This window comes from Akkermansia sp. UNK.MGS-1 (assembly GCF_000980515.1).
Lineage (GTDB): Bacteria > Verrucomicrobiota > Verrucomicrobiia > Verrucomicrobiales > Akkermansiaceae > Akkermansia > Akkermansia muciniphila.
Window position 1 is genome coordinate 31,195 of the sequence record NZ_LBCB01000002.1, and the last position, 21,176, is coordinate 52,370.

Annotated in this window: 23 protein-coding genes; 21 read left to right on the forward strand and 2 right to left on the reverse strand. The window is 48.8% G+C overall.

All coding sequences use genetic code 11. The features are described 5' to 3' along the window. Positions 1-36: 36 nt before the first annotated feature. Both WW58_RS01310 and WW58_RS01315 read left to right on the forward strand, forming a co-directional pair. A complete protein-coding gene (locus WW58_RS01310; RefSeq protein ID WP_102727710.1) occupies positions 37-630 on the forward strand; it encodes a hypothetical protein in 594 nt (197 codons plus the stop codon). Next, positions 627-2,528 carry a phage terminase large subunit family protein gene (locus WW58_RS01315; protein ID WP_046434727.1) on the forward strand — a complete coding sequence of 634 codons (1,902 nt, stop codon included), beginning with the start codon at positions 627-629 and terminating at the stop codon, positions 2,526-2,528. Before WW58_RS01310 ends, WW58_RS01315 begins: the two co-directional genes overlap by 4 nt. Here WW58_RS01315 and WW58_RS01320 read toward each other — a convergent pair. Then, positions 2,525-3,694, reverse strand: a complete 1,170-nt coding sequence (locus WW58_RS01320) for a hypothetical protein (RefSeq protein WP_253822402.1) — start codon at positions 3,692-3,694, stop codon at positions 2,525-2,527. The genes WW58_RS01315 and WW58_RS01320 overlap by 4 nt on opposite strands. A 124-nt stretch (positions 3,695-3,818) precedes the next feature. Here WW58_RS01320 and WW58_RS01325 point away from each other — a divergent pair, with 124 nt between their 5' ends. From WW58_RS01325 to WW58_RS01390, 14 genes are all read left to right on the forward strand, one after another. Next, on the forward strand, positions 3,819-4,103 hold the full coding sequence (locus WW58_RS01325) for a hypothetical protein (RefSeq protein ID WP_102727712.1): 285 nt from the start codon (positions 3,819-3,821) through the stop codon (positions 4,101-4,103). 4 nt (positions 4,104-4,107) lie between these two features. Continuing rightward, complete coding sequence (locus tag WW58_RS01330; protein ID WP_046434731.1) at positions 4,108-5,724, forward strand: phage portal protein; 1,617 nt, start codon at positions 4,108-4,110, stop codon at positions 5,722-5,724. Beyond that, positions 5,708-6,910 carry a head maturation protease, ClpP-related gene (locus WW58_RS01335; protein WP_253822405.1) on the forward strand — a complete coding sequence of 401 codons (1,203 nt, stop codon included), beginning with the start codon at positions 5,708-5,710 and terminating at the stop codon, positions 6,908-6,910. Before WW58_RS01330 ends, WW58_RS01335 begins: the two co-directional genes overlap by 17 nt. Before the next feature lie 20 nt (positions 6,911-6,930). Next, positions 6,931-8,022 carry a major capsid protein gene (locus WW58_RS01340; RefSeq protein ID WP_046434733.1) on the forward strand — a complete coding sequence of 364 codons (1,092 nt, stop codon included), beginning with the start codon at positions 6,931-6,933 and terminating at the stop codon, positions 8,020-8,022. 34 nt (positions 8,023-8,056) lie between these two features. Next, the gene (locus WW58_RS01345) at positions 8,057-8,392 is read left to right on the forward strand and encodes a Rho termination factor N-terminal domain-containing protein (protein WP_046434734.1); all 336 of its coding nucleotides are present in this window, start codon (positions 8,057-8,059) and stop codon (positions 8,390-8,392) included. Positions 8,393-8,406: 14 nt separating this feature from the next. Beyond that, positions 8,407-8,694: a head-tail joining protein gene (locus tag WW58_RS01350; protein ID WP_253822407.1), complete on the forward strand. Its 288-nt coding sequence runs from the start codon at positions 8,407-8,409 to the stop codon at positions 8,692-8,694. Positions 8,695-8,699: 5 nt separating this feature from the next. Continuing rightward, the gene (locus tag WW58_RS01355) at positions 8,700-9,254 is read left to right on the forward strand and encodes a hypothetical protein (RefSeq protein WP_046434739.1); all 555 of its coding nucleotides are present in this window, start codon (positions 8,700-8,702) and stop codon (positions 9,252-9,254) included. Positions 9,255-9,258: 4 nt separating this feature from the next. Beyond that, entirely contained in the window at positions 9,259-10,713 is a 1,455-nt protein-coding gene (locus WW58_RS01360) for a phage tail sheath family protein (protein WP_046434741.1), read from the forward strand. Positions 10,714-10,745: 32 nt separating this feature from the next. Further along, positions 10,746-11,255, forward strand: coding sequence for a phage major tail tube protein (locus WW58_RS01365; protein ID WP_046434743.1), 510 nt, complete (start codon positions 10,746-10,748; stop codon positions 11,253-11,255). 31 nt (positions 11,256-11,286) lie between these two features. Beyond that, positions 11,287-11,664 carry a phage tail assembly protein gene (locus WW58_RS01370; protein ID WP_046434746.1) on the forward strand — a complete coding sequence of 126 codons (378 nt, stop codon included), beginning with the start codon at positions 11,287-11,289 and terminating at the stop codon, positions 11,662-11,664. Positions 11,665-11,804: 140 nt separating this feature from the next. Then, entirely contained in the window at positions 11,805-14,024 is a 2,220-nt protein-coding gene (locus WW58_RS01375; RefSeq protein WP_046434747.1) for a phage tail tape measure protein, read from the forward strand. Continuing rightward, on the forward strand, positions 14,017-14,238 hold the full coding sequence (locus tag WW58_RS01380; protein ID WP_046434750.1) for a tail protein X: 222 nt from the start codon (positions 14,017-14,019) through the stop codon (positions 14,236-14,238). Before WW58_RS01375 ends, WW58_RS01380 begins: the two co-directional genes overlap by 8 nt. A gap of 124 nt (positions 14,239-14,362) precedes the next feature. Beyond that, positions 14,363-15,667 (forward strand): phage late control D family protein, encoded by a 1,305-nt coding sequence (locus tag WW58_RS01385; RefSeq protein WP_253822409.1) that lies wholly within the window; start codon positions 14,363-14,365, stop codon positions 15,665-15,667. 5 nt (positions 15,668-15,672) lie between these two features. Then, the gene (locus WW58_RS01390) at positions 15,673-16,002 is read left to right on the forward strand and encodes a hypothetical protein (RefSeq protein ID WP_046434755.1); all 330 of its coding nucleotides are present in this window, start codon (positions 15,673-15,675) and stop codon (positions 16,000-16,002) included. 6 nt (positions 16,003-16,008) lie between these two features. Here WW58_RS01390 and WW58_RS01395 read toward each other — a convergent pair whose 3' ends face one another. Then, positions 16,009-16,956: a hypothetical protein gene (locus tag WW58_RS01395; protein ID WP_046434757.1), complete on the reverse strand. Its 948-nt coding sequence runs from the start codon at positions 16,954-16,956 to the stop codon at positions 16,009-16,011. A gap of 181 nt (positions 16,957-17,137) precedes the next feature. On the opposite strand from WW58_RS01395, the gene WW58_RS01400 reads away from it, so the two are divergent. The 5 genes from WW58_RS01400 to WW58_RS01420 all read left to right on the forward strand — a co-directional run. Then, positions 17,138-17,611: a hypothetical protein gene (locus WW58_RS01400; RefSeq protein WP_253822578.1), complete on the forward strand. Its 474-nt coding sequence runs from the start codon at positions 17,138-17,140 to the stop codon at positions 17,609-17,611. Positions 17,612-17,700: 89 nt separating this feature from the next. Beyond that, complete coding sequence (locus WW58_RS12710; RefSeq protein WP_253822581.1) at positions 17,701-17,871, forward strand: hypothetical protein; 171 nt, start codon at positions 17,701-17,703, stop codon at positions 17,869-17,871. A gap of 169 nt (positions 17,872-18,040) precedes the next feature. Next, on the forward strand, positions 18,041-19,030 hold the full coding sequence (locus tag WW58_RS01410) for a baseplate J/gp47 family protein (RefSeq protein ID WP_288143388.1): 990 nt from the start codon (positions 18,041-18,043) through the stop codon (positions 19,028-19,030). Beyond that, positions 19,027-19,683, forward strand: a complete 657-nt coding sequence (locus WW58_RS01415; protein WP_253822589.1) for a phage tail protein I — start codon at positions 19,027-19,029, stop codon at positions 19,681-19,683. Before WW58_RS01410 ends, WW58_RS01415 begins: the two co-directional genes overlap by 4 nt. A gap of 17 nt (positions 19,684-19,700) precedes the next feature. Continuing rightward, a partial coding sequence (locus WW58_RS01420) for a phage tail-collar fiber domain-containing protein (RefSeq protein ID WP_046434764.1) occupies positions 19,701-21,176 on the forward strand: 1,476 nt, incomplete at its 3' end.

Genomic DNA, 21,176 nt, shown 5'->3' on the forward strand with positions numbered 1-21,176 from the left:
GAGAGGGGAAAAAGCACGAAATGCTGTTGAAACGGCATGAAACCGCTACAAAAGAGCATGAAAGAAGAGGCCACTAAATCCGAAGAAGCCGGGAAGGGTTACATTACGGCTGAGAAGCTTGCCAAGCTTCTTGACCTTTCCGTCCGCCGTGTTCAGGCATTGCGAGCGGACGGGGCGTTTGTGACCGAGGACACACCCATGGGAAAACGATATGTGTTCGGAGCATCCCTCGTTTCCTACATCAAGTACCTGCAGAACCGCCAAGAGACTTCTTCTCTGGAACGGCAGCGCCTTGAGGCGGAAGTCCGATGCAAGAAGGCCAAGGCGCGGATTGAGGAAATCAAGCTGGCCCTATTGCGTGGCGAAGTTCACAAGGCCGAACATGTTCGCACTCTCATGAATGGAATGGTCCAGGAAACGAAGGCTGCCTTCATGGCTATTCCTGGGCGCTGCGCGGTGGATTGCGCCGGAGCCTCACCGAATGAGGCAGCGATTATTCTGCGAAAAGCCATTTTCGGGGTATTTGAAGAGCTGGCCGCCCATACGTATGACCCCTCACGATTTTCAGACCTCATGAAAGAAGACGGAGACCAGATGTCCAACGGAGACGAAGAGGAGGAAGAATCATGAATTCCCGGGAGAAAAGACATCTTGCAGATCTATACAATGAAGCGGTGAGTCTGTGGCTGCCCCCGGAGGATCTCTCCGTTGACCAGTGGGCGGACAAGTACCGCCGTCTGGCTGGTGGATTATCTGCAGAAGCCGGTCAATGGAGGACGAACCGAACCCCCTACATGCGGGAACCGATGTGTGCCTTTTCAGATCCGAACATCGAGGAAATCGTTTTTGTGGCTCCTTCCCAGGTGGGGAAGTCGGAATTGGAATTGAATATCATTGCCTACATTATTGACCAGGACCCGGGAACCATTCTATACGTCCAACCGAGAAAGGAAGATGCCATGTCGTTTTCCCGTCTCCGCGTGGCTCCCATGCTGAAAGCATGCGATAAGATTCGTGATAAAGTGCGTGACGTGGAGAAGAAGGGGCGGGGAGCAACTTCTACTGTTTTGCAAAAGTCCTTTCCGGGAGGTATGCTGACCCTTGTTGGTTCCAATAGTGCGAGCGATTTGTCTTCTCAGCCGGTGCGCTACGTCATCGGTGACGAGCTTGACCGCTTTGCTTTAAGCGCCGGCAGAGACGGGGATCCATGGGAATTGGCAAAACGCCGTCAGAATACCTTTTACAACCGAAAGCGCGTTGCCGTTTCTACTCCCACAATCAAGGGGGCGTCTCAAATTGAATTCCTCTATACGCAGGGCACACGCGAACGGTGGAAGACGCGCTGCCCACGGTGCGGAGAATATCATGAGGTGCGCTTTGATGATATCCAGTTCAAGGCCAAACCGAAACGGATAGCAGGGAAGGAATCGTGGTATGTTGACGTTACTGGATGGAAATGCCCCGGATGCGGGGAAGTCAGCGAAGAACAGGAGGTCAAAAAATCAGATTCCCGCTGGGAAGCGGAGAATCCCGATGCCATTCGGAATAACCGTTGCCGGTCATTCTGGCTCGGAGGCTTTGCTTCACCTTGGCGCCCGTGGAAAGATATCATCCAGAATTTTTGCAAGGCAAAGAAAGATCCGGAACGGCTCAAAGTGTGGAAGAATACCGATGTGGGTGATTTGTGGGAAGAGAGGAATACCGTCGCCGATGAAACTGAATTGCTGAAACGGGCAGAGAAGTATCCGGAGAATGCAGACTTGCCGGGGGAACCTGGTTGCGGCCCCCTGATTTTGACGTGCGGCGTGGACTTCCAGCATAAATATGCCCAATATGAAATTGTTGGGTGGGGACACTATTATGAGAGCTGGGGGGTACAGTCCGGATATATTACCGGGTCTCCGGATTCAGACGAGGTGTGGAAACAGTTGGACAGTCTCATTTCCCGTCCCTACAAGTTTGCCAACGGCAGAGCTTTGCGGGTTGTCATGACTTTTGCCGACTCCGGCGACGGCAAATTCACGAATGAAATTGCACGGAGGTGCAAGGAAAGGCAAAAGGCCAATGTGTTTGCCGTAAAAGGATGGGGTACTCATGGGCGTCCCTTTATCACACCTCCGAACCGTGTACCGATTGCGGGCAACAAGAATAACACCTACATTCTTTATAATCTCGGGGTGAACGCCGGCAAATCCGCGATTATGTCTGCCGTCCAGGTTCAGGCTCCGGGGCCAAATTACATGCACTTCCCCGACGAGTCGAGAGGGTACGACATGGCCTATTTTACCGGGTTATTGTCAGAAGTGGAAGTGGTAGAGGGAAATGTGATGAAATGGGTAAAACTTCCCGGACATGAAAGAAACGAGGCTCTTGACTGCCGGAATTACGCACGGGCAGCGGTGAAGGTCATCAACCCGGATTTTGATGCATGGGAACGAGCGCTCCGGGATGCTCCGTCCAAGACTGTCAAGGTTTCTACTCCACGCCGTCCGCGGCGCTCATCTTTCAAAGATAGGCTTTTTGATTAGATATGATAGCTGTCTATATCAATGGCAAAAGTATCCATAATATAATTTTTTAAGTTTTTATAACAATCATCATGTACTTTAAAATATTTCCTGATCTTGATTATAATGTCATCAATCGGATTAGCTAATTCTGGATTGTCATTTTCAAATTGCGATGTTATATCTAAAATTGCTTTAGATTTTGTGGTGTACGAAGATATTGCTTCTCTACTATATGATAAGGTGCATTCGTATTCTTTGGGCATTAGGTTTGTGATATCTTCTAAATCTTCTACGTCTTCAAGCATGTTATATAGTAGATAAAAAACACCTTCGGATTTGAATTTTTTTAGATAAAAATCTCTCTTGGAGTATATATTAGCATCGCTGTATGATTTTAAATATATATCATATTCTCTTATAGTGTTTAGATAATCTTCTGCAATACCTTGAAGGTTTTTTCGACTATCAGAGTAATAATAATTATAGCATTTGAATAGAGATATTAATACTTCTATTTCATATTTGTTGTATATATTTAATTTTTTGTTGCAAAATTCTTGTAAATGAGGCCATTTATAAAAGTGATAGTATGAAAGTTCAAGGATTTGATTTGTATTATAATTGAAAACAAGATGGAATACGGCAGATGTTATTTTCAATAATTCATGCTTATCTAATAAATCTTGAGTTAGATATTTTTTATTTATTTTAAAAATATAATTGATGTTTTTTTGATTTAAATTATCTTCTGTTAATTTTTTTATATCTTCTTGCTTAATGTATAATTTGTTTTCTAATTGAATAATATTTGTTTGAGGCAGGGTATCTGCATTAGAAGTTTTTTCTGGATATTGGTTAGGCGTTAAGTATGGTGTTAATAGAGGTAATACTAGGGGAGTAATTCCTCCGATAGCATTCCAGTTTGGGTATTTTTTTCCACATCTTTTTTCTATAAATATTGTAATAATATAATTCCAAAAGGAAGAAGCTCGAATAGTTTTATAAGATATAAAAAATTCTAATATTACAACAAGTATAAGAAAAGATATTGAGATGCGCGAGGATATATATGAGATACAATACAAAAAAATTATAGCAGCAATAATAAGAAAATTTATTACAAAAAGAAGAGGAAATCTTTTTCTTTTTGATTTTATTTTTTTGTGCAGAGTGGAAGTCCTCATAAGAAGTAAAGTGTACAATAGTCGAATAAAATTTCAAGAGTGCTATTCATCTAAATACAGCACAGTATTGTTGCTTGCGGAATGACTGAGTCATATACACGTTGTTGTATTTTCCGGCGCCATCATGATTGCCGTAACGATGGCAACCACGCGCACCAGCAAACTCCGGGAACGCCTTGTTGAGTTGAATGAGGACAAGAGCGCCGTCAAACAGGCGATCAGAAATGTTTTGTCCGGCAAGGCGCAGAGCTACGGAATCGGTACACGCAACAAGGCTGCGTATAATATGTCCCTTGGGGAATTGAGGGTTTACCTCCGTGAAATTGAAACGGAGATAAGAGAGATTGAGCGTGAACTTTCCGGGGGTGGACGCAGATGCATTGCCTTTTTTGTCCCGAAAGATTGTTGAACATATGGGAAAGAAATATACAGCGAAGGTTCGGAAGCAGTTCAGGAATTACGGCTATGGAGATGCCGGAGCTTCCAAGACGCGCCGCGCCTTCAAGAAATACCACGCTGTTTCCGGCTCTCCCAAACAGGATATTGACCGTCACAATTCCGTCCTCCGCAGCCGGGCGCGCTCCCTTTACATGTCGGCGCCACTGGCGACTTCCGCCATCAAGACCTTGAGGACGGCTATTGTCGGGCCGGGGCTTTACTTGCATGCACAGGTGGACGGCAAGATGCTTGGCATTTCAGAAGATGAATCCAAGAAGCTGAACAAGCTTCTGGAAATGGAGTTTGAGTTGTGGGCGGCTGACCGCAGGTCTGCCTCCGTTTCCGGGTTAAGCGATTTTTACGAACAGCAGCAAATTGCCCTGATGGCCTGGAAGACATCTGGAGATACTTTCGCCCTGTTTGATGTAGGTGAGACTGATATTCTGCATCCCTACAGCTTGCGCCTGCGGCTGATTGAAGCCGACCGTGTTTGCACTCCGAGTACCACCAATGTATCCCCACTATCTACCTATGGGAAGAATACCGATACCGGTAATAATATTTATGATGGGGTTGAGGTAAATGAGAAGGGGCGTGTAGTCGCATATCATATTCGCAATACTTTTCCGGGTGAATTGTCAACTGAAACAGTAAAATGGGCCAGAGTTGAGGCAATCGGTAAAAGAACCGGAATGCCGAATATTCTCCACATCATGGATGCCGAACGTCCTGAACAGTACCGTGGTGTTACCAGTCTTGCGCCATGCATTGAGAATATCATGCAGTTGGGACGTTACCTGAACAGCGAAGAAGCCGCCGCCCTCCTGCAAACCTGCTTTACCATTTACGTTACAACAGAAACGGATGGTGACGGACCTGCCCTGAAACCTCAAGGTCTGTCTTCCGATGCCGACGAAGAGGGGGGCGATGAAGATGACCGGAATCCTGAGGATTATGAGATGTCTCCCGGTGGTGTAGCCTTCCTGCGTCCGGGAGAAGATATCAAGAGCGTTGACCCCAAGCATCCCACGAATAGCTTTGACGGCTTTGTCAGGGCTGTTGCTACACAGATTGGCGCCGCTATGGAGGTTCCGGTTGACGTGTTGCTCAAGAGCTATAATACGTCTTATAGCGCGGCCCGTGCTGCATTGCAGGATTTTTGGAAGAAGGTTGTGATTGACCGGATAGAGTTTGCTTCCACCTTTTGCAAACCCGTTTATGAGGCATGGTTCTGTGAAGCTGTTGCCAGCGGGCGCATTTCCGCTCCCGGCTTTTTTACCGATCCTCTGAAACGCGCCGCCTATCTGGCTCATGAGTGGAATGGCCCGTCGATGCCTCACCTTGACCCGGTGAAGGAGGCTACCGCCATGGAGATCATGGTTCGGAATGGCTGGAAGACGAATACCCAGGCAACAACGGAGCTGAACGGCGGAGATTTCAACAAGAATGTGGAACAACTTCTTCAGGAAATGGACCAATTCGCGCCCCTGCTTGTGATGATTTCCGAGGCAGTTTCTATCAGAAAGAGCTTGTCATCAGACAGCAGCAAGAAAGATACCGAACAACAACAAGAAAATGAATACACCACCTAAATTCTGGAACGTGGTTGCGGATGAAAGGTCCGATACCGCGGAGATCGTGCTTTACGGCGATATTGTTTCCCAGCAGCCCGTGGACTTCTGGACCGGACAGGCTATTGAAGGGAATTATATCACCCCGGAAGGCTTTCTGGACGATTTGTCCAAATGCAAGGGAAAGAACAATCTGACTATACGCCTCAACAGTTGCGGCGGGGATCTGTTTACCGGCATTGCCATTCACAATGCCCTGAAAGGGTTCAACGGCAAAAAGACGGTCATTGTGGAAGGGATTGCCGCTTCGGCCGCCTCCGTCATTGCCTGTGCAGGTGACGAGGTTCAGGTTTATCCCGGCAGCATCACCATGATTCACGGCGTTTCTACGTTTGTGTTTGATGCCCTGAATCTGTCCGACATGAAGAAGATGGTCAAGGCCATGGATTCCATGGAAAATGCCATTGCCGCCATTTACTCCGCCAAGACCGGAAAGGAAGTAGGAGAGCTCCGCAATCTGATTACGCGTGAGACCTGGATGACCGGCCAGGAAGCCATTGACAACGGATTTGCGGATACTCTTATCGACGGAGAAGTGGCGAACAAGCTGCAGCTCGTCGCCTCCGCTTCCGGAAAGTTTGTGTTGCAAGCCGGTGGGCATGTTCTGTCTTCCGATTTTCGGGCAGCCATACCGGATCGGTTCCATGTCGCCGTCATCAATTCCGTTCAATCGGAACAGACTGCCGAAGGAGATTCTTCCGAGGATGACCTTCAGGCAAAGTTGCTGCAGGCCGAGCAGGAACTTGCCGCTGCGAAATCCGAATTGGCTGCCCTGCAGGAGAAGATGGCAACCAGTCAGGAGCCGGACGCCAAGGTAAAGGAGGAAATTATTGCTCAGGCCATTGCTGAGGAACGCAAGCGCCTTTCCGACATTGAGGCCATTGCCAACGGTATTGACCCGGAACTTGTTCAGGATGCCAAGTTCGGAGAAACGCCTATGACCGCTCAGGAACTGGCATTCAGAGCCATGAGCTCCGGCAAGTTTTCCGGCGCCAACTTCCTCAATTCCCGCGCTGCGGATTTGCAGGATAGCAATACTGGAAGAGTAACCATTGCTCCCACAGGAAACGAGGCCGGAGGTAATTATACTTCCAGGCTGGCAGAGGCCATCAAAGCCGCCAACGAATCTACCAAACCCAAAAAATAAACCATAGAAAAACCATTAGTATGGACCCAAATGCAGTAACCACCATTGATCTCACAGATCCGCAGACCTTGATCGCCATGGTCCGCGGGTTGGAACCGGCGCCGAGCTTCCTGCTCGATACCTATTTCCCCTGTGACCCAGGCACAGATATTTTCCACAGTGACAAAGTGCTTGTGGACTATGATACCCAAAACAAAAAGCTGGCTCCTTTTATCAAGGTAGGCAGCGTCAATAGTGACCGGGATACGTTTTACACGGATGAATTTTCCCCGGCCCGTATCGCTCCTTCCCGGTTGTTGTCTGTCGATGACCTGAAGAAGCGAGGGTTCGGAGAATCCCTCTTTTCCGGTATGGCGCCAGACCAGCGCGAAGCGGCTATTGCCGGACGTGATTTCATCGACCTTAAAGACCGCATCCGCCGCAGAAAAGAGAAGATGGCCGCAGATTGCCTGACGGCGGACGGCTACGAATGCCAGTATATTGACAAAGACGGGAAGCCCACGGAGAAGAAGACTGTGGCATTCCACGGAGATGTCAATGACTGCCTTTATACGCCAGGCAAACTATGGGATGCCGCTGACGCCAACCTTTTTGGTGACTTGAAAGCCATGAGCCGCGTGCTGACGTCCAAGGGCTGTGCCGCCGCTGACGTGATCGCCGGCGCGGATGCGGCCGAACTGATTCAGTCCAATTCCTACATTCAAAAACTGTTCGACAACCGCAGATTTGAAATGGGTAAAATTGAGCCGAAGCTTCAGGAGTCCGGCGCTCTCGTGTTGGGATTCATGAACGTGGACGGCGTTCTTCTGCGCGTTATCCAGTACATGAAGGAATACGAAGACGAGGATGGAACCATGACTCCCTTCATCGCCCCAAGCAAAGTCATCATGACTGCACCCAATGCCGGAAAGACCCTGTATGCCTCCGTCACTCAAATGGATGAGCCGGGCGGTCCGTTCAACACCTACGCTGAAAAGTACGTTCCGAAGTATATTTCCAACCATGAAGACGATATTCGGAAGTTCATCCTGTCCAGCCGTCCGCTTCTTGTTCCCAAGAAGAAGGGATGCTGGGTGTGTGCCGACGTGCTGACGGCCTCCGCAGGTGCATAAGTCTTACAAATATTACCGGAAAGGAATAACGATTATGTTTATTATCAAGGTAAAAAGTAATTACGGGCAACACGAGGGAGGACGTGTCATTCTCCGGCGCCCGCAGGATCCTCCCTTTGAAATTGATCCTGACAAAGGGCAGGAATTGATTGACCGCGGCATTGCCGTATTGGTGTCTTCCTCATCTTTTGAAGATGAGGAAGAGCAGAAGCCGGATTTGCGTAAGCTGAAAGTGGCCGAGTTGCGTGAGCTGGCCACCAAGAGCGGCATTGAAAATGTGGAAACCATGAGGAAGGATGATCTGATTGCCGCGCTGGAAGCATTGGAAGCAGACATTCCGACCGTCAATCCCGAACACGGCATCGAATGAGCCTGAAAGCCGACATGAATGCCGATATCTCCGAAGTCTTCCTGAATCTGGAAGACTTCGGGGAACGGCATGTCGTGGATGGGAAAGAGATCATTGCCGTTTTCTATGATGAAGAGCTTATCCCGGGAAACCAGGATTACGGCCTTACCGTCAAAAAGCGGACATTGCAGGCGGCCACGGCAGACATGCCACAGCCGCAGGAAGCAGGATCAACGCTTGAAGTTGACGACCGGGTGTACCTGGTCGCGGCATGGCGTGAAGAACTTGGGATGTCCGTGGTTTCACTCACGGAAAATATCTGACGATTATGACAACACAAAAAGCTCTCGATGACATTGCACAATGGCTACGTGACAACGTGGTCAATGATCTTGAGTTCAAGGTTCCCCCGGAACTCAAGTCAAGCAATGCGGCCAAGTATGCCTACAATATGGGGCATCCAACCGTTTTCACGATTTTCACTCCGCCTGATTCTTCCAAATCCGAGAAGGAAGATTACAAGGCACCGAGTATTATCGTGCAGCTTATCGAGGGAGAACATGATGTCGTAAAAAGGTCCGGGTCTCTGGATGTTCGCCTGATTCTGCAGGTGTGGAATCCCGGCCAACACACGCCGGGCAAGTTCACGCCAAACGCCGAGGGATGGCGGGACCTTGTGTCTTTCATTGACCTGACGAGGGATCGCCTTGAAAGAGCCGTCATCATCAACGGCCACCGTATCAGGACGGATACCCTGACTTTTGGACCCATGCATGAAAACAGGGTACTGATAGACCATTATCCGTTCTTTGTGGGGCACATTTCTTTTTCCATCGACTTTCACAGTTCCTCTTCTGATTTTTTAACAAACTTATCATTATAATATTATGGCTACTACATACCTACACGGCGCGTATGGAGGCATTGGGGCGACCCAGGCCAAGAGCGCGATCCAGTCCGGGACGATTCCCGTTTATTTCGGGACCGCTCCCGTCAACCTCGTGAGGGGATATGCCGATTCCGGCGTCATCAATACCCCCGTGAGGCTTACCAATTTCACGCAGGCCCAGGCGGTTTGCGGGTATTCGTCAACCTGGGCATCTTACACGCTTTGTGAGGCTGTGAGCGCCCATTTCAACAATCCGCTGGGAAATTGCGGACCTATTTACATCATCAATGTTCTTGATCCCGACAAGCACCGGAAAGCGGAACAAGTGGAGAAGGTTCTCACGTTCACGAATGGTCGTGCCGAGTTCATCAGCGACGCAATCATTCTTGATACGTTTGCCTTGGCCGATATGGCCGAAGGAACGGATTATTCCCTTGATTACGATTTTACACGTTCTTGCGTGATTGTGACCGTGAAGGACCGCACGAAGACGACGGTGAATGCCACTTATCACGTTGTGGACAGCTCTGCCGTTACGGCAGAAGATATCATCGGCGGCGTGACGTCCGGAGGGGAGTATTCCGGAATTGGAGCTCTTCCCCTCCTTTATGCTCAGGAATTTCAGGTTGCGAATTTGCTGGCCGCCCCCGGGTGGTCCCATATTCCAGCCGTGTATAATGCCCTGATTACCGCCAGCCAGAAGATCAACGGTCATTGGATGGCTTTCGTGGCGGCTGATATCCCCTTGGAAAATGCAGGAACCATAGAAGCCGCCAAAGCCTGGAAGAAGGCAAACGGGTACACATCTGAATATTCCAAGGTGTTCTGGCCCCAGGCAAAGACCAGCACCGGAGAGATTTACCATCTTTCCACACTGGCCGTTTGGGTGATGCAGATGGTGGATAATGACCACGATGGCGTTCCCGGCGAGACCTGTTCCAACAAGGCGGTGCCGGTCATTTGCCAGTATTTCGGCGATGGTGCCAAGAACAGAGGTTTTGACCAGGAGACGGGGAATGCACTCAACGAAAACGGCATCTCCACCGTGGCGCCATTCAACGGGAAGTGGGTTCTTTGGGGCGGCCATACGGCAGCCTATGCGTTCGGGGTAACGTCCGATGCCCTCCATATCTTTGACACGAATATCCGGATGCTGGAACACATCGTGAACAGCTTCCAGAAGGAATGGGCACCAAGGGTTGACAAACCGATGACTATTCAGCTTCGGGACGAGATCATTCACCGGGAAAATGACAAGCTGGCCGGGTATGTGGCCCAAGGATACCTTGTCGGGAATCCGGAGTGCATTTTCCTTCCGAGCGAGAATGCCGATTCCGACATGATGAACGGAGATTTCCGCTGGAACCTGTCCGCCACGCCCACGCCACAGTTCAAGAGTGGCACCATCTCCGTTTCCTACACGGATTCCGGTCTGTCCGTTTATTCAGCATAACACTCAATATAATATAGAAAGGATTACTATTCATGAAGTTTCAAGAATTGAAAGGGGCTTGTATTGCTTCCTCCGTTTACGCGAAAGGGGAACAGATAGGGTACAATATCCCCATCAAGCTGCCTGAAGTTACCCCCGTTATAGTAGAAATCCAGGCGGCTGGCGGCAAACTGGAATTGCCAGTCTGGCAGCAGGTGGAGGCTATGGAGGCATCCATTACCAAGACAGGCGTCAGCAAGGAATTCCTGGAATCCCTTACTCCGGAGCCGTTTGATCTGATTTCCAATGTCGCCCAGCAGAGCGTGTCCGCTGACGGTACCAGTACCGCCCAGCATATCAAGGCGTTCATGCGCGTGATTCCCAAGTCGGCACCCGGAGTGGAGATTACCGCGGGAGAAGCCAGCGAAAACGAACTTCCGTTTACTGTCCTCTCCTATCAGCTTTACGTGGACGGAAACAAGTATCTGGACATTGATGTCGTCAAAGGCGTGTGCTGGATCAACGGCAAAGACTACTCTGAAAGCATCCGCAGCATGCTTTAATATCAACAATTAACCATCAACACACCATATTATGGAAAAAATAGAATTACAGTATCCGTTTCAGATCAACGGTCAGGATATCCGGGAAATTGAATATGATTTCGGGGAGTTCACGGCCAATGATTATTTCACCGCCATGAAGAACCGCCGCGGATATTCTCCTGAGGTCACTCCCGTGAATGACTACGGAATGAATTATTCGATTGGCGTGCAAGTCATTCTGGCGAGCAATAAGGGGAAGGGATGGACCGTGGAAGACTTCGACCGCCTCCGGGGAAGTGACGTTTCAAAGGTCATGCTGGTTGGTCTGAATTTTTTTGGAGCCACGCCCGAGGAGCAAGCGAACGAGACCTCCGAAGGGCGATCCGAATCTACTCCGAGCGATTCCACGCTACCCGAAAAGAGCTGATGGAAATGCCTCTCGTTGATTTCTGGACGGAGTTTCAGGAAGCCGCAGAAGATGCCGAGAAGGAACGCCAGAAGGCGGAAAAACAGAACGCGCACCGGCGTAAAAAAAGGAGATAGACCATTATGGCGCGGGAAAAGACTATGAAAGCGACCGTAAGCATCGGCGGGGTAATTCACCCGTCTCTGCAACGGACGCTTTCCCGTGTCCATAAAAGTGTTGGATTTCTGGTGTCCAAGTACAAAGCCCTGGGCGCCATTACACTCACGGGGGCGGTTGCCGGTGTAGCCTCCCTCGGCGCGATTACGGCAAAGTCCGTTGGTCAGGCCATCGAACTTCAAAAAGAGATGTCCAATGTGGCAACCCTTTTGGACGGCGATGTTCACAAGAGGGTTGGAGAGCTGCAGAAGGATGTTCTGGATCTTTCCGACACGACATCCGTTTTTACGAGCGACCTGACCAACGGACTTTATGAAACCATTTCCGCTTTTGGGGACAACGAAGAGACGATCAAACGGGTGGGCATTGCCGCGAAAGCCGCGAAGGCCGGGAATGCAACCACCATTGAGAGCATTCGTTTGTTGTCTGCCGTTACAAAAGGGTATGGCGATACCTCCGCCGCCGCTATGGAAAAGGCGGCAGACATGTCTTTCCAGATTGTCAAGCTGGGTCAGACTACCTTTCCGGATCTGGCCGCCAGTATGGGACGTGTAGTGCCGATGGCCGCAGCCATGCACATCAAACTGGAAGAGTTGTCCGGGGCGTATGCTACGTTGACAGGCGTGACTGGTGGCGCTGCCGAAGTGTCAACACAACTCCGAGCCGTCATTCAGGGGTTTGTGAAGCCAAGCAAGGAAATGGCAGCAGCCATCAAGCAATCCGGCTACAAGAGCGGTCAGGCCATGCTCCAAACGCTGGGTCTTCACAAGTCATTACTCCTACTCAAAAAAGGTTGTCGCGGGAATGCCTTGGCCTTGACCAGTTTATTCGGCTCCGTTGAATCCGGAACTGCAATTTTGGCCCTCGTTGGTGCTCAGTCCGACAACATGGCTGCCAAAACAAAGGCCATGTTTGAAGCTTCCGGGATTGCAGAGAAAGCCTATACGGCACAGATGGATAATTTCGCTGCCAAATGGGCGAAGATTGTCAATATTGCCAGAAATTTCATGACCAAGATAGGGATAAAGATTCTTCCCCTCTTGGAACGCATGGCTGATAAAGCTCTGCCGCATGTCATCAACTTGTCAGAAAAGTTGGTCAAGGTTCTGGATTCGGCAGGGGAATCCATTACCAAGTATCTTGAAGAGGTGGATTTTGAGAAAGTCATTCATGGACTTAAAGATACCTACAAATTTGTTGTCAAGAACTGGAAGTTTTTCGTCGGAGTATTTGGCGGCGCTCTTGTTGTGGCTATCGGTGCTGCCGTCGTCGCCATCGGCTGGATTCCCTTTGCTATTGCCGGTGTAGTGGCTGCCGCTGCATGGCTGTGGAATAGTTGGGATGATATCTGCGGCTGGATCAATGACCGTATCAGCAGCGTTGTAAACTGGTTCCAGACAAATATGCCGGGGCTCGTCGGCGTCATGCAGCGGGTTTATGAAGGCATCAAGGAAGTGCTGTCCTGGTTGTATGAGAGGTTCCGCGTGGTGTTTGATGCCGTTTTGGCCGTCGTGAAAGTGATTGGGCCCCCCATTCTGGATTTCATCAAGGCGACGTTGAGTGTCGTTCTGCAGCAGGTGGAGGTTTACATCAAGAAGGTTATTGCCTGGATTGAACGGATATGCACAGCTTTCAATAGAGTGTATGATGTAGTGAAGCCTCTATTCCCGCTGATTGGCCAGATGCTGGAAACGGCATTCAGAAATTCCATTCAGAGAGTCATCGACATGTTGAAAGTGCTGATGAAATGGATTCAGAATGTGTTTGCCAAGATCAATTCCATGATCGAGAGCGTTGCAAATATACAGCAAGCTGTTACTGGTAAGGTAAAAGGATGGTTCGGATTCGGTGGTGAATCCATGCCGGCCAAAGCAGCCGGCGGTTTTACGTCCGGACCGTCTATTTGTGGAGAGGCAGGAACGGAGGCTGTTATTTCCTTTGATCCCCGTTACCGGGCGGCCAACCAGGGATATTTGATGACTGCGGCGGAAATGCTGGGGATGGATGTTGCCACCCCCGTGTCGGAATCCAGACAAAGCGTTGTGAACTACAACGTAGGAGGCATTACTTTTTCCCCCGTTATCAAGGCCGGGGAAGGAACCAGCAAGCGTGATATTATCCGGCAACTTCGTGAAGTCATGCCCGATTTGATTGACATGATTGAAGACGGGTTGAATGAAAGGAGCAAGGGACGATATGCCTGACGATTATTCCATTTACACAGCCCGAGGGGGTGAGACCTGGGACAAAATAGCTTTTGATGCATGGACGGAGGAAGCTCTGATGCACGTGCTGATTGCCGCAAATCCGGATTTGGCCCATATCGTCATTTTTGAAGGCGGGGAGAAGGTGCGGATTCCCGTCATGGATGAACCTCAGAATACGGAGTCCCTGCCTCCGTGGAGAAAGGGGGAATGAAATGTTCGGAGCTCAAGTAACATGGCAGCTTTTTCCTTTTGGCCCCATCCTGGGCCATTTTCTGCCAGTTTCAGATTTTGAGGCTTCTGCAGGCATCAAGATCGAAGAGGATACTGAAAATGGTATGTCCCGTGTAACGGGGCGGGAATTACAAACGTGCGGTTTTTCCATCCATGTTTCCAAACTGACGGGTGGGAATCCCTGGCTGACGTTTGAAGCGTTGAAACGCCTGAAAGGAGTGAGTGCTCCCCTCTACCTGAGCAGTGGCGCCGCCTGGAGCTTGTCCAATTCCGTGCTTGATACATTGCAGACATCCGACTGGCGTCAGGCTCTTACCTTGAACGGTGCGATAGATCTGGCAAAAAGTCTGTTTTCCGGCACGTCTCTTGGAGGCGTTTCGTTCATGCTGACGGACGTTTCTTGGGAAGTAGGCATGATCGGGAAGGATGGAGAGATCATTGATGCCATGATTTACCTTTCTTTCACGGAAGATGCCGGAGAGCGGCAATCAGGCGGTTTGCGCGTATTCATCAATGATGATGATATTACGTCCAGTATTTCCGTCACAGGGTGCATTTATGAGATGCACGCCGAAGGGGAAGCCGATTCCCTTGAAATACATTTTGCCGATACCAAACGCCGATGGGTAGGTTGGAAACCGAGCAAGGAAGGGGATACCGTCAAGATTACAGACGGAGTGGTCAATTCCGGTGTGATGTTCATTGAATCTCTCAAGCCTTCTTCCGGAGAATACACTTTGCGGGCTTTCAGCGTGCCGAAGTCGGCTACAAACAAGAAGAGCCGGAGCTTTGAAAACATGTCCCTTCCCCAGTTGGCCGCTACTGTAGCCCGGGACAACAAACTTTCCGTGAAAAATTACGGCGTGAGCGATATCAAATACCCGTATGTACAGCAGCGTGGGAAGTCTGATTTGGCTTTCTTGCACGAACGGTGCAAGTTTGCCGGGGCATCTTTCCTTGTCTATGACAAAACGCTGTGCCTATATGATGAGAAGACCATGGAGAACCGGGACTGTGCCAAGATTTTGACATTGGGGCCGACCGTAGAGACCAAGTTCACGGATGACGCCCATACGGCCTACAGCTCTGCCAAGATACGGAATTCCTCTTTTACCGGAACCGGCGCAGATGGAGATGTGAAAACGGGGAAGGAACTGGTCACGACCATTTCCGAAATGGCATCTACTCAGGCTGTCGCCAACCGGATATCCCAGGCCATTCTCCGGGATGCCAATAAGAAGAGCCGCCGTGGGGAGGTGTGCATGAACACGCAACGGGAGTTGGCAGCTGGAAGCGTTGTCCAGATTATTGCCAACGGATGGATGGGACCTGCCTTTATTTACCGTTGTCGCCACGACCTGAAAGCCAAGAAGACGCGTTTCTGGATCAGGAAACCTCTCTCATATTGACGACTATGAACGTACAGAAGGGAAAAATCCACAGTATTATTGATGGCAGGAAGGCCCGTTGCGTGCCTGATAATGATCCTGGCATTGTGACTCATGAACTGGTGATTCCGTTTTACTGGCGAGAGACGATGGGGAATATCCGCGTTGGAGAATCCGTCTATTATCTGGAAGATGAATCCATGGGAGGATACGTCATAGGAAGATGTGACGGTGAATGGGACGGAACCATCCGGGGAAGTCTGACGGTGATGGAGGATGTGACCGGAAAAGGTGTCAGTCTGGCCGAACATACGCATACGGATTCCCAAAATGGAGAGACTACATCTCCGAAATAGATTACATTACTTATCTTTTTTAGATTTACCATAAAATCCATTAGCAAGTTCAAACGCCTGGAAGAGTTCTTGTGCCGGACTTACACATTCTTTTTTATTGAGTAAACGGGTAGGATTTTCTCCAAAATTATTTATTGCTGTGCGAAGGAGTTCTCTTTTCATTTCTGTATCATGTTCTACTTCTTTTTTATATCCCACAAATGACATTGCTGAAGTTGTCTTAAATGCATAATCTTCTGCAATCTTATTAACATTAGCATATTGGCGTGCTGCGAACCAAGTCGCCCATACTATGGGAATAATAATATAAATTTTAATAAAAATATGTTGTATAATTGCTTCTATCGAAATAGGATTGTTAGATGTTGATATTTCAAATGTTGATACAAAATGAAGGGATGCTAAGATTATTAATGATAATCCGGAAAAGAATATTAATAAAAAAATAATTTTAGATTTTTCAAGTTTTTTCTGACGTTTTAAGAAAGCTTGTGCGAGACCTATTTGAGCTGCTCCTTCTAGTTGTTTATCTATAGTTTTTTGTGTTGTTGACAGCTGGTTTTCTAATTGAGAATATAGTTCATGACAGGATTTTTTTAACGAATCTAATTCTGCTTTTTCATTTTTATATATATCTAATATATCGTTATATCTATTGTTGGGTGGTAGTTTAGAGAGTATTATTTGAGATATAGTATTTATATTTTCAGATGTTATTTTTTGATTTGCTAAACTTAATGTTGTTTTATATATTGTATTTATAATGATAGTATTTATATTGCTTTTTCTTGTTTTTAAATTTGATATTATTCTTTTTGTTTGATTTAAATGAGTGAGTAAGTAATCGCAAAATTGAATATCTCGAAAATTGTTGTTTTTGAAATTTATAATGTTTTCTTTTATTAATTCTATATTACTGTCAATTTCAGAAAAAATATGATCATTGTTTTCCATGGAGATTTATGATAATACTTGGTATTTTTTATCAGTCAAGTTGGAATGAGTAATTCTGAAGTGAGTAATATACACGTTGTTGTTCCGCTGTGATGGATTCAGGCTTGGGACAATGATTGGGTTTTGGGGGACACATGTTTTTGAAGTTTCAGAGCGGACAAATAGCCCGTTGCTGGACGGCATGAGGCTTGATTCCAGTCTGGAAGTGGAACAGCAGGAATCCACGGAAGCCCAAAATCCTCTTGATGTGAAAGGAGGCGACCAGCCGCAGAGTTTCGTCGTGTCGACCATGAGCAGCATTCATGCCGGTGGTTTGCCTCCGATTACGGAGTATAATTCATGGGTACGTGACCTTGGAAAGTCCATGCCATTTATCCTTGGAAACAGGATTTACGGTCCTGTCCGGTCTATCCTCATGAAGGTGGATATTACTAATTGCGTATTTGGACCAACGGGTGAAATGATGTCCTGTGATTTATCTTTGGAGTTTATGGAGGACAAGCCCCTTTCCGTAACCGGGAAAGACGTCAAGGAACGCAGGAAAGGCCCCTCCAAGGGGGAAAAGAAGGCCAAAAAAGGAAGTATGTCTTTCGCTTTTACAGATGCGGACAGAGCTGAGGCGAAGAAATTACAGAAGGAGGCCGGAATTAAATGAAAAGTTCAGGAAATGGATTGCCTCAACTTTGCCTTGTCAACCTGTTCAGGATGACGCGTGGAGAAGTGCGATTTGATGTATTGCGCGGCATGGACAGTTCCATCACGGACAAACCAGAGACGGCCGCTCGTCCGTTGCTGATTGCGGAAGGGTACTGGCTGGCCGCCCAGTATGAACCTCGGATATCGTTCAACGGAATTGATGTGGACGGTATGCCCGAATTGGGGAATTACGATTTAACGGCAAACGGAACCATCTAACAATATGCAGGAGGAACCCATCAATTTTACCGATATCGACGCTGGGAATCTCAAAGATAACCTGTTGGCACAGATGGAAAATGCCACGGGTGAATTGCTTTATCCCGGAGACGAACGGAGGATTTTTGCGGAGGGTATGGCATATGCTCTTTCTGTCCTGGTATCCAGTATGAACGAAGCCTGCAAGTCACGCCTGTTGACCTATGCTAGGGGTAAGGTTTTGGATGCGCTCGGTGAACGTGTCGGGTGCAGCCGATTATCTCCAACGCCGGCCAGAACCATTCTCAAGTTTTCGCTGGCTGCTGAAAGAACGGTGCCGACGATTATCCCAGCGGGAACACGATGCACAGCAGATAACACGATATATTTTGCCACAGATTCAGCGGCCATGATACCTACCGGAGCTATGACCGTGGAAGTGGCGGCCACCGCTACGGAGGGAGGGATAAAGACAAACGGCATACCTGCAGGGGGAGTTCAGACGTTTGCTGATGATGTACCGTTTGTGGCCGGGGTTGTCAACATTGCAGAGAGCGCAGGAGGGGATGACGGGGAGCCTTACCCGTCTGCCATTGATCCGGTAAATGGGGATGATGGAACCGGTGATAACCATTACCGGGAACGTATCAGGCTGGCGCCATCAGGATTCACGACAGCAGGCACAGCCGGAGCTTATTCTTATTTTGCCAAGTCAGCGAGTGCCAATGTGGCTGACGTGAAAGTGATTTCCGAGCAGGAGGCCGGAACCGTGTTGCTTGTCATTTGTGAAGCCCATGGAGCAGATCCCTCAGAAGCCACTCTTCAAGAGGTCTTCACCGCCGTGACTGCCGATGATGTCAAGCCGCTGGGAGACAAGGTGAGCGTATCAGGACCTTCCCCCATCGAATATGGCATCGAACTGACTTATTACTGTTCCAAGGCTGAGGAATCGGAAACTGTTCAGGCCATTGAAGGGGCAGGGGGGGCCATTGAACAATACCGCGAATGGCAGAATAGCGTGATAGGGCGCGATATCAACCCGGACCGGTTGAGAGCCTACCTGCTGGATACCTGTATTCGTGTGGATGTGAAAGCTCCTGTTTTCACGTCCGTTTCCGATTTGCAGATTCCCCGCTGGAATGGACGAATCAATGTGTCCCATGTAACCATTGAAGAATGAACCTGGAAGACATAGATATCAAGAAACTCCTTCCCCTGTTCATGCGAGCGGGAGAGGATAATTGCGCTCTGGCTGATGGATTGTCCGAAGTGTTGCAGCCGCTTGCTCAGCAAGTCAAAAGGCTTTCCACCTGGGACCAGTTAGGCATGCTGGGGAACGCTGAACTTGACGCTCTGGCGGCCGAGCTGAATATCTTCTGGTACAATTCCGATTACTCCCTTGAGCAAAAACGAGCCACGATTCTCAATTCCGACAAAATTTACATGAAGCTCGGAACCGTAGGGGCCGTGGCTGATGTGGTGAATGATATCTTCGGAGGGGCGCGCGTTGAAGAATGGTTCAATTACGGCGGCCAGCCCCATTATTTCCGCATTATTGTAGATAATCCAAGCTCCATGTCCAAAGAGAATGAAGCGAAGTTTTTGCAGATCCTTGAGCGTGTGAAACGAAAATCCCAATGGCTGGAAAAGGTAGTCAATGAGATTTTGGCGGGCATCCCGATGTATATTGGGGCAACCGTGGCCATCCATAAATCATTGAGCGTGCGGGTAGACGTATGGCAGGAACACACGCCGGACATTGGAATCAATGCAGGATTGGCTTTTTCTACACGTCAAGCCGGTTCCGAATCTCCTAAAATTTATATTAAGTAAATTATTATCAAAATATTATGGCATCTTTTCAGAATATGGTAATCACCACCGCAGGGTTAGAATTGCTTCAAGATTTGATCCTTGAAGGCGGGACGCCATTGACTTTTTCCGGAGTAGGCGTTGGAGATGGTTTGTTGGAGGATTCCGATATAACGGCCAAGACTTCCCTTGTCCACGAAGTTCACCGTCTTCCCATTGAAAAAATCGAAAAACAGGAAGGAGGGCATATAAGGGTTTTTGCGCGGTTGGCTACCGACATTATTACCACCGATTTCTATCATAGGGAATTGGGGGTATTTACTAGGTACGGCGAGCAAGAGATTTTATTTGCATATGGGAATGCTGGGGATGATTACGATTTTATTCCGGCGACGGGAAACAATGCCTCTATTTGTAAAACCATTGTGACGGAATTCACGGTAGGGAGTATGAAAGCTGTTTTCCTTCCTCTGGATTCAAAAGATTTTGTTACTCACGAGGCGATGAATGCTCAAGTTGAGGAAGTAATCACCCGAGAAACGAGGAAAGTTCTCAAGGCTATCCCGCAAGTGGATGCCGCGGGCAATATGACGCTGGCCGGAGGTCTTACGGCGGCGGGGGCTATTAACGCCAACGGCGGCGTCAACATCCCGCTGGCTGTGGGCGCGCCGACGGATACGTCAGCGGTCAATCGCCTGCATGCCGCAGGCTTGGCCGGAGTGACGGACATTTTTTCCCAGCACGCCTACCTCAACACGGGCAGCATTACGGCGACAGGGACGGCGGCAACTACCGCTTTCATTCCCGGCCAGTATGCGCAGGTTAGAGTGCCTGCCGGGACTCACAGCACGATTGTCTTTCCCTTCACAGGGCCTAACGGTCAACATAATTATTCCAACTTTGCGGGATTCTCCATTCCGTGGCGCATACTCGGCGCAGGCAAAATTACCATAGGCATCGGACGAGGCAGCAAAACGACAAGATCTGATTTAACGCTGGATTCTTACAGCGTCATCCCCGGTAACAATCTGGCCCACAACAGCGGCGAAATTCTGGACATTACCTTTGATAATATCAGAGACACACAGCGCAACGGCTATACGGTGCGAGTGCGTGAGATTTACGCGCTGACAGCCGCAGATGGCTGGAAAGTGAAAACCACAACCAGCTTTATTCCGGCCTCCCATAACGAGCCTATACCTTCAATCGTTAATAAAATTATCTATCATCAACGAACCCAGTACAAATTCGAGAGCGAATATATTTCGTACGGCAGCCTCTATTTGCTGACGGGCGGAGGGCAGACGGTGCAGCTGCATAAAATTGCGGCGGTGCGCGGCGTTAATGCCTTTGAAACGGGCGTAGGGATTAGTTCGATAGTTACTGATTTGCCGGGGAACGCGAGCGGGGATGTGTACATGCAGGTGGGGTCTGCGGTGCGCACCCTCTACCAGCCCGGCAACATCAATCCCGTTTATTACGCGCTGGAAGCATTGGCAAGAAACGATATTGAA